Annotated in this window: 16 protein-coding genes; 9 read left to right on the forward strand and 7 right to left on the reverse strand. The window is 66.9% G+C overall.

Going from position 1 to position 14,447, the window contains the following annotated elements:
* Positions 1 to 18: 18 nt before the first annotated feature.
* Positions 19 to 1,077, reverse strand: a complete 1,059-nt coding sequence (locus N5C25_RS18670; protein WP_058983612.1) for an NAD(P)-dependent alcohol dehydrogenase — start codon at positions 1,075 to 1,077, stop codon at positions 19 to 21.
* A 108-nt stretch (positions 1,078 to 1,185) separates the two neighbouring features.
* Here N5C25_RS18670 and N5C25_RS18675 point away from each other — a divergent pair, with 108 nt between their 5' ends.
* The gene (locus N5C25_RS18675; protein WP_058983610.1) at positions 1,186 to 2,070 is read left to right on the forward strand and encodes a LysR family transcriptional regulator; all 885 of its coding nucleotides are present in this window, start codon (positions 1,186 to 1,188) and stop codon (positions 2,068 to 2,070) included.
* A 126-nt stretch (positions 2,071 to 2,196) separates the two neighbouring features.
* Here N5C25_RS18675 and N5C25_RS18680 read toward each other — a convergent pair whose 3' ends face one another.
* Positions 2,197 to 2,613, reverse strand: coding sequence for a VOC family protein (locus tag N5C25_RS18680; RefSeq protein WP_251103467.1), 417 nt, complete (start codon positions 2,611 to 2,613; stop codon positions 2,197 to 2,199).
* Between the two features lie 114 nt (positions 2,614 to 2,727).
* Between N5C25_RS18680 and N5C25_RS18685 the strand changes: the two genes are divergently transcribed.
* The 6 genes from N5C25_RS18685 (at position 2,728) to N5C25_RS18710 (ending at position 7,994) form a co-directional block, all read left to right on the forward strand.
* A complete protein-coding gene (locus N5C25_RS18685) occupies positions 2,728 to 3,405 on the forward strand; it encodes an SMI1/KNR4 family protein (protein ID WP_058983608.1) in 678 nt (225 codons plus the stop codon).
* 240 nt (positions 3,406 to 3,645) lie between these two features.
* Positions 3,646 to 3,921 (forward strand): metal/formaldehyde-sensitive transcriptional repressor, encoded by a 276-nt coding sequence (locus tag N5C25_RS18690; protein ID WP_251103466.1) that lies wholly within the window; start codon positions 3,646 to 3,648, stop codon positions 3,919 to 3,921.
* Positions 3,922 to 3,985: 64 nt separating this feature from the next.
* Positions 3,986 to 5,095: an S-(hydroxymethyl)glutathione dehydrogenase/class III alcohol dehydrogenase gene (locus N5C25_RS18695; protein ID WP_019662086.1), complete on the forward strand. Its 1,110-nt coding sequence runs from the start codon at positions 3,986 to 3,988 to the stop codon at positions 5,093 to 5,095.
* 8 nt (positions 5,096 to 5,103) lie between these two features.
* Complete coding sequence (locus N5C25_RS18700) at positions 5,104 to 5,463, forward strand: YqcC family protein (RefSeq protein WP_058983604.1); 360 nt, start codon at positions 5,104 to 5,106, stop codon at positions 5,461 to 5,463.
* A 63-nt stretch (positions 5,464 to 5,526) separates the two neighbouring features.
* Positions 5,527 to 6,357: an S-formylglutathione hydrolase gene (gene fghA, locus N5C25_RS18705; RefSeq protein WP_251103465.1), complete on the forward strand. Its 831-nt coding sequence runs from the start codon at positions 5,527 to 5,529 to the stop codon at positions 6,355 to 6,357.
* A 191-nt stretch (positions 6,358 to 6,548) separates the two neighbouring features.
* Positions 6,549 to 7,994: a GGDEF domain-containing protein gene (locus N5C25_RS18710; protein ID WP_251102338.1), complete on the forward strand. Its 1,446-nt coding sequence runs from the start codon at positions 6,549 to 6,551 to the stop codon at positions 7,992 to 7,994.
* 154 nt (positions 7,995 to 8,148) lie between these two features.
* Here the strand turns inward: N5C25_RS18710 and N5C25_RS18715 are convergent, their stop codons facing one another.
* From N5C25_RS18715 to N5C25_RS18735, 5 genes are all read right to left on the reverse strand, one after another.
* Positions 8,149 to 8,487, reverse strand: a complete 339-nt coding sequence (locus tag N5C25_RS18715) for a hypothetical protein (RefSeq protein WP_005414449.1) — start codon at positions 8,485 to 8,487, stop codon at positions 8,149 to 8,151.
* A gap of 77 nt (positions 8,488 to 8,564) precedes the next feature.
* A complete protein-coding gene (locus tag N5C25_RS18720) occupies positions 8,565 to 9,506 on the reverse strand; it encodes a DegV family protein (protein ID WP_058983598.1) in 942 nt (313 codons plus the stop codon).
* 93 nt (positions 9,507 to 9,599) lie between these two features.
* The gene (locus tag N5C25_RS18725; RefSeq protein WP_058983596.1) at positions 9,600 to 10,232 is read right to left on the reverse strand and encodes a 2-hydroxychromene-2-carboxylate isomerase; all 633 of its coding nucleotides are present in this window, start codon (positions 10,230 to 10,232) and stop codon (positions 9,600 to 9,602) included.
* A gap of 20 nt (positions 10,233 to 10,252) precedes the next feature.
* Positions 10,253 to 11,536 (reverse strand): amidohydrolase family protein, encoded by a 1,284-nt coding sequence (locus N5C25_RS18730; protein WP_251102337.1) that lies wholly within the window; start codon positions 11,534 to 11,536, stop codon positions 10,253 to 10,255.
* The gene (locus N5C25_RS18735) at positions 11,536 to 12,945 is read right to left on the reverse strand and encodes an amidohydrolase (RefSeq protein ID WP_251102336.1); all 1,410 of its coding nucleotides are present in this window, start codon (positions 12,943 to 12,945) and stop codon (positions 11,536 to 11,538) included. The genes N5C25_RS18730 and N5C25_RS18735 overlap by 1 nt, the downstream gene beginning before the upstream one ends.
* A gap of 158 nt (positions 12,946 to 13,103) precedes the next feature.
* Here N5C25_RS18735 and N5C25_RS18740 point away from each other — a divergent pair, with 158 nt between their 5' ends.
* A complete protein-coding gene (locus tag N5C25_RS18740; protein ID WP_058983588.1) occupies positions 13,104 to 13,880 on the forward strand; it encodes an AMP nucleosidase in 777 nt (258 codons plus the stop codon).
* Positions 13,881 to 13,923: 43 nt separating this feature from the next.
* Positions 13,924 to 14,447, forward strand: a 524-nt coding sequence (locus tag N5C25_RS18745; protein WP_279937608.1) for a DUF924 family protein, incomplete at its 3' end; no start/stop codon positions are given.

Raw genomic sequence — 14,447 nt, forward strand, 5'->3', positions numbered from 1 at the left:
TTTCGCATCTGCCCTGGATCAGGCCGCGTTCTTCATCGTCGCCATGTCGATCACGAAGCGGTAGCGCACATCGTTCTTCGCCATGCGTTCCCAGGCTTCGTTGACGTTCCTGATGTCGATCATCTCCACATCGCTGACGATGCCGTGCTCGGCACAGAAGTCCATCATTTCCTGGGTTTCGGCCATGCCGCCGATCGCCGAGCCGGTCAGGTGCTTGCGGCCGAAGATCACGCTGCCACCGGTCAACGGCGGGTCCAGTTCGGTCAGCACGCCGACCAGGCACATGGTGGCTTCGCGCTTGAGCAAGCCCATGTACGGATTGGTGTCATGGCTGACCGGGATGGTATTGAGCAGGAAGTCGAAGCTGCCGGCGTGCGCCTTCATCTGCGCCGCATCGCGCGAGACCAGCACCTCATCGGCGCCCAGGCGCTTGGCATCGGCGCCCTTTTCCGGGGTGGTGGTGATCATCACCACGTGCGCACCGAGCGCCTTGGCGAACTTCACGCCCATGTGGCCGAGGCCGCCGAGGCCGATCACGCCGACCTTCTGGCCCGGGCCGACCTTCCAATGGCGCAGCGGCGACCATGTGGTGATGCCGGCGCACAGCAGCGGTGCGGCCGCCTTCAGGTCGAGGGTGTCGGACACCTTCACCACGAAGCGCTGCTCGACCACCACGTGGTCGGAATAGCCGCCGTAGGTCGGTGCGCCGGTTTCGCGTTCACGGCCGTTGTAGGTCCAGGTCGCGCCCTCGGCGCAGTACTGCTCCAGGTCGTGCTGGCAGGCGTCGCAGTGGCGGCAGGAGTCGACCATGCAACCCACGCCGGCGTGGTCGCCGACCTTGAAGCGGGTGACGTTGCTGCCGACCTCGGTGACGCGGCCGATGATCTCGTGGCCCGGCACCATCGGGTAGATCGAGCCACCCCAGTCATCGCGGGCCTGGTGCAGGTCGGAGTGGCAGATGCCGCTGTAGAGGATCTCGATGCGCACATCGTCGGGACCGACCGCACGGCGTTCGAACTCAAAGGGGACCAGCGGGGCGGTATGGGAATGGGCGGCGTAACCACGGGCGAGGGACATGGGGGAATCCTTGGCAGGGTTTATCGAAAGGCGCTTTACAATACGCCGCGTTCCCAATGGCAAGAAGCGTGGATATCGGCATGATTCATCAAGTAAAACTGCACAATCATGGCCACTGACAACCTTTCCCACCTGGCCGCGTTCGCGGCGGTTGCCCGCCACCGCAGCTTCCGCCGCGCCGGTGCCGAGCTGGCGCTGTCGACCTCGGCGGTGAGCTATGCGATCCGCGCACTGGAAGAACGACTGGGCGTGGGCCTGTTCCACCGCACCACGCGCAGCGTGGCCCTGACCGAGGCCGGGCAGCGCCTGCTGGAGCGCTTGCAGCCGGCGCTGGGGCAGGTGCATGACGCGCTGGAAGAAATGAACCACTTCCGCGCGGCCCCGGCCGGCCTGCTGCGCCTCAACGCCACCCGCGCGGCGGTGGCAACCCAGCTGCGACCTCGGCTGGCGCGCTTCCTGCACGCTCACCCCGATGTGCGCGTCGAGCTGACCGAGAACGATGGCCTGGTCGACATCGTCGCCGAGGGCTACGACGCGGGCGTGCGCCTGCATGAGTTCGTGCCGGAGGACATGGTGGCGGTGCCGATGGGGCCGCCGCTGCGTGGGCTGATTGTCGGCTCGCCGGATTACCTGCGGCGGCATCCGGCGCCGCAGCATCCGCGCGACCTGGCCGCGCATGAATGCATCCGCTTCCGCTTTGCCAGCGGCCATCTGTACAAATGGCAGTTCGAGCGTAGCGGGCAAGCGCTGGAGCTCGACGTGCCGGGCCGGCTCACATTGAGCGAGCAGGGCACCGTGGTTGGCGCGGTGCTTGATGGCATCGGCCTTGCCTACGTGCTGGAAGACACCGCGCGGCCGTATATCGAATCCGGCCAGATGGTGGCGGTGCTGGAAGACTGGAGCGAACCGTTCGCCGGCTTCGCGCTGTACTACCCGAAGCAGCGGCAGATGCCCGGCGCGTTGCGCGCGTTCGTGGATATGCTGCGGGAGTGAGGTGCGGTGGTTTGCATCCACGCATGGCGTGGATCTACTGCCGAACGACAGCCTCCACGCGTTGCTTGAAGCGGATCAGTAGTTCCGCGCCATGCGTGGATTGGCGCCTGCGGCGCAGCCGGCAATTCATTCGACCAGCGCGTCGTAGCCTTCGCCACTGAACTGGATCAGGCAGAAGCCGTGCCCGAACGGATCGGCCAGCACGGCGATACGGCCCCAGCGGCGCTCGCGCACCGGTTGCTCGAGCATCGCCCCGGCCGCGACCGCACGCATCAACGCGGCATCAATGTCCTCCACCACCCAGTCCAGGTGCAGCGGGGTCCAGTGGCGCTCGTAGTCACGCACGTCGCCGTCTTCGGTGGCGGCGCTGCCAGCCTCGTTCTGCAGCAGGTAGAGCGGTGTTGGCCCACCGACCAGTTCCACCGCGCCGATACCGAGCCGACGACCGATGTGCAATCCAAACGCGGCCAGGTAGAACGTTTCGGCGGCGGCCAGGTCGGGCACGTCGATGTTGACGATGAAGTTGCGGGCAGTGGCATTCATGGCAGTGATTTCCAGCATCCGGTGGTTGCAGTCTAGTCCCGCCACCTGCTGCTGCCGGTTCATCTCCTGCGCGGATTCGGGCAAGCTGGGCGACCTCTATCGACAAGGACATCCATGAGCGCGCTATCCGACATCGAACAGGTCACCGGCCAGGCCTTCCCGCCCCTGTTCAAGCAGTTGCATGCAGCAGGCCGGTTGAGCTGGGGCAGTCCGCATCCGGAATGGTCCGAGGTGGTGTTCCCGACGCTGCAGGCGGATCCGCCGGTGCTGCTGTACGCCCAGGACTACGAGCCATTGGAACACGACGAGCTGCTGGAGGCGTGGCAGGAGCTGACCGCCGAGGATCATTACAATCCCCTGCGTCCTGACCTGCAGCTCCTGCCGTTTGCGCGGACCGGCGGCGGCGACAGCTACTGCTTCTGGAGCAACGCGCCCGGTGTTGCCGAGCCGCCCGTCGTGCTGGTGTGGCATGACGATGATCGTGCCGATGTGCTGGCCGCCAACTACCAGGATTTCCTGTTCCGCAAGATGGTTGAAGCGGTTGCCGACTACCAAGCGCCGTATACGCTGCTGTCGCACGGCGAGCTGGCCGGCAATCTGCAGCGCTGGCTGCAGTCCCACCAGTCCTTCCTGCGCGGCGACCAATACGCAGCCCTGCAGCGGCTGTTCGCCCGTGTTGACGATATTGAGGAAGGAAACATCAGCGAAGATGATGCACAGGCCATCGTCGCTGAAGTGATCGGCTTCGAGCGATTGGACGAGTCGTTCGCCTACGTGCGCGAGGATGCCTGAACCCGGTAGGCCGGAGCGCCGCCATCGGTCGTGCTCCAGCTACCTATCATCGAATGACCAGATGACATGGGCCGGCGGCAGCTGGGCCAGCTCGCGGCGGATGACGTGCATCCAAGGCAACGCGGTGGCTGCATCTGGTTTCTGCAGGCACCCGGCGTAGAGCTGCCAATCAGGCCTTTTGCATAGACCCCTCTGTTTGTATATATACTATCCCCCAGTATAGTTCAGAGGTGGCCCGCCATGCCGCACTCCCCCGAAGAGAAGAAGAAGGTCGTGGCCCGCGTGCGCCGCATCCGCGGCCAGTGCGATGCGCTGGACCGCGCGCTGGAAGCCGGCGCCGACTGCGGGCCGGTGCTGCAGCAGATCGCCGCCATCCGTGGCGCGGTCAACGGCCTGATGTCCGAGGTGATGGAGGCCCATCTGCGCGAGGAGTTCGGGCAACCCGCAGCCTCCGATGAACAACGCGCCGAACGCGTGCGCGACATGAGCGCGTTGATCCGCTCCTACCTGAAATAACGACGGCGCGACGTCGCGCCGCTCACGCTGTATCCCATTTCTGCCCGATCCTGGAGAAGCCACCATGAAATCCCGTGCCGCCGTCGCCTTTGGTCCCGGCCAGCCGCTGCAGATCGTCGAGATCGACGTTGCCCCGCCGAAGAAGGGCGAAGTGCTGGTCAAGATCACCCACACCGGTGTCTGCCACACCGATGCGTTCACCCTGTCCGGCGATGACCCGGAAGGCCTGTTCCCGGTGGTGCTGGGCCATGAAGGCGCCGGCATCGTGGTGGAGGTCGGCGAGGGTGTGACCAGCGTCAAGCCCGGCGACCATGTGATTCCGTTGTACACCGCCGAGTGCGGCGAGTGCCTGTTCTGCAAGAGCGGCAAGACCAATCTGTGCGTGGCCGTGCGCGCCACCCAGGGCAAGGGTGTGATGCCCGATGGCACCAGCCGCTTCAGCTACAACGGCGAGCCGCTGTACCACTACATGGGTTGCTCGACCTTCAGCGAGTACACCGTCGTTGCCGAAGTCTCGCTGGCGAAGATCAATCCGGACGCCAACCCGGAACACGTCTGCCTGCTCGGCTGCGGCGTCACCACCGGCATCGGCGCGGTGCACAACACCGCCAAGGTGCAGGAGGGCGACAGCGTGGCGGTGTTCGGCCTGGGTGGCATCGGCCTGGCGGTGATCCAGGGCGCGCGCCAGGCCAAGGCCGGCCGCATCATCGCGGTGGACACCAATCCGTCCAAGTTCGAACTGGCGCGCGAATTCGGTGCCACCGACTGCATCAACCCGAAGGACTTCGACAAGCCGATCCAGCAGGTCATCGTCGAGATGACCACCTGGGGCGTGGACCACAGCTTCGAGTGCATCGGCAACGTCAACGTGATGCGCGCGGCGCTGGAATGCGCGCATCGTGGCTGGGGCCAGAGCGTGGTGATCGGCGTGGCCGGTGCCGGGCAGGAGATCTCCACCCGCCCGTTCCAGCTGGTGACCGGGCGCAAGTGGATGGGCACCGCCTTCGGCGGCGTGAAGGGACGCAGCCAGCTGCCGGGCATGGTCGAGGATGCGATGAAGGGCGATATCGAACTGGCCCCGTTCGTCACCCACACCATGGACCTGGACAGGATCAACGACGCCTTCGACCTGATGCATGAAGGCAAGTCGATCCGTTCGGTGGTCCATTACTGAGCCGCGGCGTGGGCTGGTTCGATGCCCTGCGCCGGCCGCGTGCGGAAGACCCGCGCGCGGCCCTGGTGGCGCCGATCGAGCAGGCGTTGCGTGCGCTGGGCTGGGTCGACGGCGAGGTGGGACCACCGCGTGCGGTGACTTCGGCCTTCGGCAGCGACGATGGCATGCCGTTCGAGCAGTGGCTTGCGCAGGTATTCCTGCCGCGCCTGCACGAAGCCCGCGCCGACGGCCAGTGGCCACCGCGCAGCGACGTGGCGGTGGCGGCGTATCGCAACCTGGACGGCCAGCCTGGCGTCGAATCGTTGCTGCGCCTGCTGGCGCAGCTGGATGAACTGATCAACCAAGGCATCCACGCCGGGCGTGGATAAGCCGACCAAGGTCGGCATCTACCAGAAGCACGCGTGCGCTGACGCGCCGCGCAGGAGAGCACCATGGAACGCATTGAACACCGCGCCTGTTTCGGCGGCTGGCAGGACGTCTACCGCCATCATTCGACCACGCTGGGCTGCGACATGCAGTTCGCCGTGTACCTGCCACCGCAGGCGGAAACACAGAAGCTGCCGGTGCTGTACTGGCTGAGCGGCCTGACCTGCACCGAGCAGAACTTCATCACCAAGGCCGGCGCGCAGCGTTATGCGGCCGAGCACGGTGTGATCATCGTCGCGCCCGACACCAGCCCGCGCGGTGATGACGTGGCCGATGTCGAGGGCTACGACCTGGGCAAGGGGGCAGGGTTCTACCTCAATGCCACCCGCGCACCGTGGGCGAAGCACTACCGCATGCATGACTACGTGGCGCAGGAGCTGCCGGCGCTGATCGAGGCGAACTTCGCGGTGACCGACGCGCGCGCGATCAGTGGCCATTCGATGGGCGGCCATGGCGCGCTGGTGATCGCGCTGCGCAACCCCGGGCGCTATCGCAGCGTGTCGGCGTTTTCGCCGATCGTCGCGCCCAGCCACGTGCCTTGGGGGCAGAAGGCCTTCCATGCCTATCTGGGCGACAACCCGGCCGACTGGGCGCAATGGGATGCCTGCGAGCTGATCGCTATGGCTGACGAGCGCCTGCCACTGCTGGTCGAGCAGGGCGAGGCGGACGAGTTCCTGCAGACCCAGTTGCAGCCGCAGCGCCTGCAGCAGGCCTGCGATGCCGCCGGCCATCCGCTGACCCTGCGCCTGCAGCCCGGCTACGACCACAGCTACTACTTCATCGCCAGCTTCATCGGCGAGCACATCACCCACCACGCCCGCGCCCTGCAGGGCTGAGCGCGTTCCGGTGGTGCCGGCCGCTGGCCGGCACCACCGGAACGCCCAGGGATTCCCCGGGATTGCCGGCCAGCGGCCGGCACTACCATGGCGGCGCACGCGGAGTGTCGTTTTGCCGCAGTGGATCACGCCGCTGTGGCATGCCGGCGCGCTATGGTGCGGCCATACGGCCTTGCGGATCGGGGGGATGCATGCCGGTAGTGCTGGCGCTGCTGTATGTGCTGTGCCATGGCCTGGTGCTGGCCCTGTGGCCTGGCCCCGCCGGGGTCGGCTCCTTCGTTTTCCTGACCGGCGCCCCGTTGCTGGCGGCGGCCGCCTGCCTGTGGCGGGCCCGCCGCGACCGCGCGGCACTGGGGTGGCGCGCCACGGCATTGGCACTGCTGCTGTGGGCCGGCGGCATGGCGTTCAACATGATCGACGCCTTGGGCGCCGGGCGTGCTGATTTCACCCCGCGCGCAAGCCTGTTCCTGTACGTGCTGTATGGCGTGCCCCTGGTGTTCATCCTGGCCCGGGCACGCCGCGAGCGCCTGAGCATCAGCCTGATCGACGCGGCGATGGCGGCGCTGCTGGGTGTGCTGTTCTTCGTGCACACCGCATCGTTCGCCGCCCGTGTCGAGGTCGACGCCCATGCGATGTCCAACATGCAGCGCATGTTCGATATCCAGAACCTGTGTATCGCCGCGTTCGCCGTGGTGCGATGGCTGGCCGGCGACGTGCCCGAACGGCGCAGGTTCTTCCGCGCACTGGCGCTGTACGCACTGGCCTATCTGCTGGTGGCCTACTACATCAACCACTACACCTCCGATGATGCATTCGGTGCGTTCAACGATCTGCTGATCGACGTACCTTTTCTGCTGATCGCCTGCCTGGCGCTGGAAACGGCGCCGGACACAGGCACTGCGGCACACCCGCGGCTGGCGAGGACGGTGCAGGCCGCTGGTCCGATGATCCTGCCATTGCTGCTGCTGGTGGTCGGCACGCTGGTGGTCGATCATGCGCGGCCGTTGGCTGTTGCGGGCTTCGTCGTAGCCACCCTTGGCTTCGGCCTGCGCAGCGTCCTGCTGCAGACCGATCTTCTGGAACGCCAGGCAGCACTGGATCAACTGGCGCGGCAGGATGGCCTGACCGGCGTGGCCAACCGCCGCGAGTTCGACGCACGGCTGACGTCCGAGTGGAATCGCGCACGGCGCAGCGGCACCGAGCTGGGCCTGCTGCTGGTGGATATCGACCACTTCAAGGCCTTCAACGACCAGCACGGCCATCCGGCCGGTGATCGTTGCCTGCAGGCGGTGGCCGGGGTGCTGAAGGCCATAGCCAGTCGCGGTGGTGACAGCGTTGCGCGTTATGGCGGTGAAGAGTTCGCCGTCATCGTGCCCGGAAGCCCATTGTCGGGCGTGCTGGCGCTGGCCGAGCGGCTGCGCGAAGCGGTCGAAGCGCTGCCATTGCCGGAAGGCCCGGTCAGCATCAGCGTCGGCGTGGGTTACCTGCATCCGCCGGCGCTGGCCAGTGCCGATCAGTTGCTGGCTGACGCCGATGCCGGCCTGTATGCCGCCAAGCGGGCTGGCCGCAACCAGGTGATCCTGCATGCGCACGTGCTGGATGACGAGGGCAGCACGCACGGAACGATGGACTGCTGAGCGGACCAGCCCGTCACGCGCTGCTGCCCATTGCCGCCAAACCGCCTCATCCTGTTCGGCCAGGCCAATCCGGTTCGCCGCTGGTCGTACAGAACCAGCCTGTTGGGCGTGCCGCCCGTCCAGCGACATCGCGCTGGGTAGTGCCGGCCTGGCCTCACCGCACGTCGCGAAGTTCCCAGTGGCTGCCGGCCAGCAGGCGCAGGCGCTGCTTGAACACATCGCTGTCGATGCGGGTGGTGGCCACCAGGTTGATGCGCAGGTCTTTCTGCTCGCCGGTCACGGTGGCGTCCGGATCGGTCACGCCCCACTGCGGTTCCACCGCGTCCGGGTCGGGCTGCTTGGCCTTCCAGCGCTCGAACAGCGTGCCGCTGCGCAGGGCATCCTGCAGCTCTTCGGCGAAACCGGCGGCGCCCTGCGAGTGGAAGGACAGGTCAGGGTCATTGCCACGGGCCTTGGACGGGTCTGGTAGGCTGATGTGGTACTGCGCAGGCATGGCGTTCTCCTTGAAGTGCGGCAAGACTGGCACAACCGCAGTGGAATCGATGTGCAGATTCCGGCCGTGGCCAGCGCTCATTCGAACCGATGCGGCCCATCGGCGAAGCCTACGGTGACCGCGCCCTTGCCGACGTTGACCATGCCGGTCAGGCTCATCACCGATTCGTACACGGTCACGCCATGGGTGGCGCAGACCTCTTTCAGCTGTGCGTAGCCGGGCAGCGTGCGCAGCTCGTCCAGTTCTCCGCCGTAGCTGACGCACACCGTCGGTGTCATCAGCCCGGCACGCACGCGCTGGCCGACCACCGCGAACAGCTTCTGCACGGCATTGTCGAAGCCCTTGATCTTGGCCACCGGCCCGGTCTCGCCGCGGTAGCCGTGCAGCACCGGCTTGATGTCCAGCGCGCTGCCCAGCGCCGCACTGAGCAGGCCGACACTGCGGTCGCCCTTGTGCCGCGCACGCGCACGCATGTAGTACAGGTCACGGGTGACCATATAGCCGTGCACGTTGCCGGCCAGTTCCTCCAGCCGCTCGCGGATCTGCTGCACGCTGGCGTTGCTCTCGCGCAGGCGCACGGCTTCCACCGCCGTAACCGCCTGCGCCGCGAACAGGTTCTGGGTATCGAGCACGCGCAGCGCGAACGGTGAGTTGTAGCCTGCCGCCTGGCGCACCGGCTTGTAGTCGTTGAGGATGGCGAAGCTGGCCTGCAGCGCGTTGTCATGGATCGGGCTGCGGGTCTTGGTGATGGTCATGCAGAACACGTGGTCGTAATCGATCACCAGCTGCTGCAGGAACAGGTCGCGGATCTGGTTGACGCTGAAGGGAATGGTTTCCGCCTCGGCGCCGTGTTCGGCCACGTGCGCGTGCAGGAAGCTCAGCGTGGCCTGCTCATCGCGGTGATCGGCCAGCACGGCTTCGCCGATGCGGACGGTGATCGGCAGCAGCACGATGTTGTGCTCGGCAATGAAGTCCTGCGGCAGGTCGCAGGCCGAGTCGACTACGATTCCGATGCGCATCCGCGGCTCCCCTCCAGGGCGGTTGTAGGTTCGGAAACGTGAAATCTATCTCAAAACCAGAGCCCGCGCCCGAGGGAAAGGCGTCACCCCTGTTCAGCGATCGCGCTGCACCGCCATCGGCAGCCTGTCCAGGCGTTGCCATTCGGGCTGCTGCAGCAGGGCGGGATCGGCCAGCACGGCCGCCATCAGCGGATGGGCGTCGTTGCCCCAGAACAGTTCTTGGTCGATGGCCAGGGTCGGGACCCCGAACACCCCGGCGCCGATTGCGGCCTCGGTGTTGCGCCGCAACTGTTCCTTGACCGCCGGGGCGGCGATGGCGCTGGCGACATCCTCGATGCCCAGCTGCGCACCCGGTTCGCGCAGGGCTTCGGCGCTGTCACCGGCATGGCCGTCGCGCCAGATCCAGTCGAACAGCACGTCCACCGCCTGTGCGCTGGCTCCGGCGGCCAGGCACAGGCGCAGCGCCGACAACGGATTGAACGGATGGCCGGGCGGGAAGCGCATCGGCGTGCCCTCGGCCTGCGCGGTCCATTGCAGCTGGCGGTACATGAAACGGCGCTTGGCCGGAATCTCGGCCGGCCCGAGATTGCCCAGGTGATGCAGCACCGCGCCGAAGGCGATCGGCACGGTCTGGATCTGCGCGAACTGCGGCAACTGTTTCAGCTTCTGCCAGTGCAGGTAGGAGTAGGGCGAGACGAAGTCGAAGTACCAGCGCAGGGTGGCCATGGTGGTGTCCTTCAATGCGGTCAGGGCTGCGCATTGCGCTGCAGGTAGCGATCACGCAGGTCGGTCTGGCGCGAGCGCATCGGCATCGCACGGCCGCCCAGCCAGACCTGTTCGGCATAGTGCGCCACGTCCAGCGGGTCGCCTTCCCACAGCACCAGGTCGGCGCGCTTGCCGGGCTCGATGCTGCCGATCTGGTCGGCCACGCCGAACGCCTGTGCGGGTACCCGGGTCAGCCCGGCCAGACCGTCGGCCCAGGGCAGTCCATTGGCCACGGCATTGCCGGCCAGCTGGCGCATCTTGCGGGCGTTGTGCGAGGCGTCGCCACGCTGCACGAACGAGACCGCCACGCCGGCCCGTTGCAGGCGTGCCGCATTTTCCAGGGTTGCACCGATCTGGTCGAAGCTGGCCGGCAGGTTGGACAGCACGTCGACGAACACCGGCACCTGCGCGGCGGCCAGCTCCGGTGCCAGCTGCCAGGCTTCGCTGCCACCGGCGATGGCGATCTTCACCTTCTCGCGGGCGGCCCAGCGCAGCAGCTGGCGGATGTCGGAGGCGCGATCGACCTCCACCACGATGCGGCCGTGGCCGGCCAGGTAGCGGCCCAGCGTGCGGCGCCCGGCCGGGGTCAGCAGCGCATGCGGTGAGTCCGCGGCGACCTGGCCACGCGCCTCGTCCACCATCTGCTGCAGCAGCATCCATTGCGCCGCACGCGAATGCCCGGTCAGTTCCACTGCGGCCGACCCCAGGCGCAGGAACAGCGCGCGCGGCCCGAGGGGATCGGCGCTGCCGTCCAGCCGCATCACGCCGCCCTGGCCAGCGACGAAGCCGCCACCGGTGGCGGCCCCCAGGGCGGTGAAGCCGATGCCGTCCAGGCGCGCCACCGGGATCAGCACCGAGGCCGGGTTGTAGGCCAGGGTGACGTCGAATTCCGGGCGCAGCGGCTGCTCACCGATCTTCAGCGTGCTGTCGACCGTGCTCGCTTCACCGGAGACTTCTTCGATGCCGATCTCGGTGATGCCCCCGAACAGCGCGGGTGTCAGCGGGCGGCCATTGGCCTCGACCACCAGGGCACCAGCCGGCGCGGACAGCCCGTTGCCCACCGCGCGGATGATGCCGCCCTGCACCAGCACATCGGCGTTGTGCAGGCTGCCGCGTGCGCTGGCTGTGTGCACCGTTGCGTTGCGCACCAGCAGGTCCTCTGCCTGTGCGGATGCGGAGATGCAGGCCAGCACCATGACAGCAGCGCCGAACCATGCTCGGCTGCCCTTCGCGGCAGACTGCGCCAACTGCTTGAGCACCATCATCAACGCACCTCCTGGCCGAGCTGGAAATCAGAACGCGGCGTCGCTGCCGGTGCACTGCGGTCGTACAACCTGCGGCCATCAATGAAGACCTGCTCGGCCAGCGCATACGAACTGAAGGGGTTGCCGTTCCAGACCACCACGTCGGCCATCTTGCCGGCCTCCAGGGTGCCGGTCTGGCCTTCAATGCCCAGCGCCTTGGCGGCGTTGGCGGTCATCCAGGTGATGGCGTGTTCGGGCGTGATCTCCGGCATGCGTGCGCGGCGCGCGGACGCCATCACCTTGGCTGCTTCCTGGTTCAGGCGCTGGATGCCCTCGGGTGAATCGGAGTGGACGATGGCGCAGCTGTTCTTCGGCCGGTCGACCAGCGCGATGTTCTCCGGAATGCCGTCGAAGGCTTCCATCTTGAAGCCCCACCAGTCGGCCCACAGCGCACCGCAGACGCCGTCGGCGGCCAGCCTGTCGGCCAGCTTGTAGGCCTCCACGCCGTGGTGGAAGGCGGCTACCTTGAAGCCGAATTCCTTGGCCAGATCGAGCATGGTGGCCATCTCGTCGGCGCGGTAGCAGTGGATGTGCACGCGGATGTCGCCTTCGATCGCGCCGGCCAGCGTGTCCAGCTTGAGATCGCGCTTGCCGCCGGCATCACCGGCGCTGTCGCCCTTGTCGCTGCCGAACCAGCTCTTGCGCTTGGCCGGCTTGGGCTTGTTCTTGGCGATGTAGTCGGCGGCATCGATGAAGGCGGCACGATAGCCGGCCACGTTGCCCATGCGCGTGGCCGGGGTCACGCCCTTGCCCTCGCCATAGACCCGCTTGGGGTTTTCGCCGCAGGCCATTTTCAGGCCCCACGGCGCACCGGGGAACTTCATCGCCTGGTAGGTGATGGCCGGGACGTTCTTCAGCGTCACGCCGCGGCCACCGACAAGGTTGGCCGAGCCCGGCAGCACCTGCATGCTGGTCACGCCGCCGGCCAGCGCGGTGGCGAAGCCCGGGTCCTGCGGCCACACCGAATGTTCGGCCCAGACGTTGGCGGTGACCGGTGCGGTCATCTCGTTGCCATCGCTGTGCGCACCGACGCCCGGGCTGGGATACACGCCCAGGTGCGAATGCACGTCGATCAGGCCCGGAGTGACCCACTTGCCTTGTGCATCAATGCGGGTGACGCCCGCATCGGCCTGCAGCTGGCGGCCGACGGCAACGATGCGGCCGTCGCGCAGCAGCACGTCGGCGTTGTCCAGGCGCTGGCCGGTGCCGGTCAGCACGGTGGCGTTCTGGATCAGTACCGGCGCATCGGGATGGGCCTGGTAGGTGCTGGGGTAGGGATCGGTGACAAAGCGCGACGCCCCCACCGCAGGCGCCGTGCTCAATGAAAGCAGTGCCAGTGCCACTCCGGCGCGCAACAACGACGATGCCATGCAGTTCCCCTCGCAACGTGATCCAGTCGCCGACGCTAGCCGGGCGGTGGTGGGCTTGCCAAGTGACCTTCTTCACAGGTGCATCGGCAGTGCCTCGACGGGGCCGCCCGGCTGGCTGAAAATAGCCGGTTCCCACGTCGTGCACCGGACCACCGCCCATGAAGAGCAAGCAGGAAATCGTCGACAACTGGCTGCCCCGGTACACCGGCGTGCCCTTGGACCAGTTCGGACAGCACATCCTGCTGACCAATTTCGGCGGTTACCTGCACACCTTTTCCGAGTTGACCGGCGCGCCGGTCATCGGCCTGGACCGGCCGATGGCCAGTGCCACCATCGACGGCATCACCATGATCAACTTCGGCATGGGCAGCCCCAATGCCGCGATCATCATGGATCTGCTGTCGGCAGTGATGCCCAAGGCGGTGCTGTTTTTGGGCAAGTGCGGTGGCCTCAAGCGCAAGAACCAGCTGGGCGACCTGGTGCTGCCGATCGCAGCGATCCGTGGCGAGGGTACCTCGGGCGATTACCTGCCGCCGGAAGTCCCGGCGTTGCCGGCGTTCGCGCTGCAGCGTGCGGTGTCCACCATGATCCGCGACCGCGGCCACGACTACTGGACGGGCACTGTCTACACCACCAACCGCCGGGTGTGGGAACACGACGAGGGCTTCAAGGAGCGGCTGCGGGCGATGCGCTGCATGGCCATCGACATGGAAACGGCTACGGTATTCGCCGCCGGCTTTGCCAACCACATCCCCAGTGGCGCGCTGCTGCTGGTGTCGGACCAGCCGATGATCCCGGACGGGGTCAAGACCGAGGCCTCCGATGCCAAGGTCAGCTCCCAGTTCGTGGAAAACCATATCCAGATCGGTATCGAGGCGCTTAAGCTTATCCGGCGCAACGGCAAGTCGGTCCGCCACCTGCGCTTCGACGAATGATGATGAAGGCCGGACGCGGGGCGTCCGGGCCTGGGAGTAGGTAATGGACGTTGCCGCGCAAGTGGTGGAATTCTGGAAGGAGGCGGGCCCTGCGAAGTGGTTCGCCCGCGACGACGCGTTCGACGCGCAGTTCCGCCAGTTGTTTCTGGATGAGCATTTCGCCGCCGCTTCGCGCGGGCGCGAGCATTGGCTGGGCAGTGCCGAGGGCGCGCTGGCCTTGATGCTGCTGTTGGACCAGTTCCCGCGCAACTGCTTCCGCGGTACCGCCCATTCCTATGCCACCGATGGCCTGGCCCGGCACTACGCCATGCGCGCCATCGAGGAAGGCCTGGACCTGCAGCTGGTGCCGAAGCTGCGCGCCTTCATCTACCTGCCGTTCGAGCACTCCGAGGATCCGCTGGACCAGGACCGCTCGGTGGCGATGTTCGACGTGCTGGGTGACAAGGAATACCTGAAGTACGCCGAACTGCACCGCGACATCATCCGTCGCTTCGGGCGCTTTCCGCACCGCAATGCCGTGCTGGGCCGCATCCCCACCCCGGAAGAACTGGATTACCTGGCCGAAGG

The organism is Stenotrophomonas sp. GD03958, from assembly GCF_029839005.1.
Taxonomy (GTDB): Bacteria; Pseudomonadota; Gammaproteobacteria; order Xanthomonadales; family Xanthomonadaceae; genus Stenotrophomonas; species Stenotrophomonas hibiscicola.

Bases quoted from the DNA above. Each gene is read 5' to 3' on its own strand.
- N5C25_RS18725 (WP_058983596.1), bottom strand. From the start codon at position 10,232: ATGGCCACCCTGCGCTGGTACTTCGACTTCGTCTCGCCCTACTCCTAC.
- N5C25_RS18735 (WP_251102336.1), bottom strand. From the start codon at position 12,945: ATGGCATCGTCGTTGTTGCGCGCCGGAGTGGCACTGGCACTGCTTTCA.
- N5C25_RS18695 (WP_019662086.1), top strand. From the start codon at position 3,986: ATGAAATCCCGTGCCGCCGTCGCCTTTGGTCCCGGCCAGCCGCTGCAG.
- N5C25_RS18675 (WP_058983610.1), top strand. From the start codon at position 1,186: ATGGCCACTGACAACCTTTCCCACCTGGCCGCGTTCGCGGCGGTTGCC.
- N5C25_RS18685 (WP_058983608.1), top strand. From the start codon at position 2,728: ATGAGCGCGCTATCCGACATCGAACAGGTCACCGGCCAGGCCTTCCCG.
- N5C25_RS18690 (WP_251103466.1), top strand. From the start codon at position 3,646: ATGCCGCACTCCCCCGAAGAGAAGAAGAAGGTCGTGGCCCGCGTGCGC.
- N5C25_RS18740 (WP_058983588.1), top strand. From the start codon at position 13,104: ATGAAGAGCAAGCAGGAAATCGTCGACAACTGGCTGCCCCGGTACACC.
- fghA (WP_251103465.1), top strand. From the start codon at position 5,527: ATGGAACGCATTGAACACCGCGCCTGTTTCGGCGGCTGGCAGGACGTC.
- N5C25_RS18720 (WP_058983598.1), bottom strand. From the start codon at position 9,506: ATGCGCATCGGAATCGTAGTCGACTCGGCCTGCGACCTGCCGCAGGAC.
- N5C25_RS18710 (WP_251102338.1), top strand. From the start codon at position 6,549: ATGCCGGTAGTGCTGGCGCTGCTGTATGTGCTGTGCCATGGCCTGGTG.
- N5C25_RS18680 (WP_251103467.1), bottom strand. From the start codon at position 2,613: ATGAATGCCACTGCCCGCAACTTCATCGTCAACATCGACGTGCCCGAC.
- N5C25_RS18715 (WP_005414449.1), bottom strand. From the start codon at position 8,487: ATGCCTGCGCAGTACCACATCAGCCTACCAGACCCGTCCAAGGCCCGT.
- N5C25_RS18730 (WP_251102337.1), bottom strand. From the start codon at position 11,536: ATGATGGTGCTCAAGCAGTTGGCGCAGTCTGCCGCGAAGGGCAGCCGA.
- N5C25_RS18670 (WP_058983612.1), bottom strand. From the start codon at position 1,077: ATGTCCCTCGCCCGTGGTTACGCCGCCCATTCCCATACCGCCCCGCTG.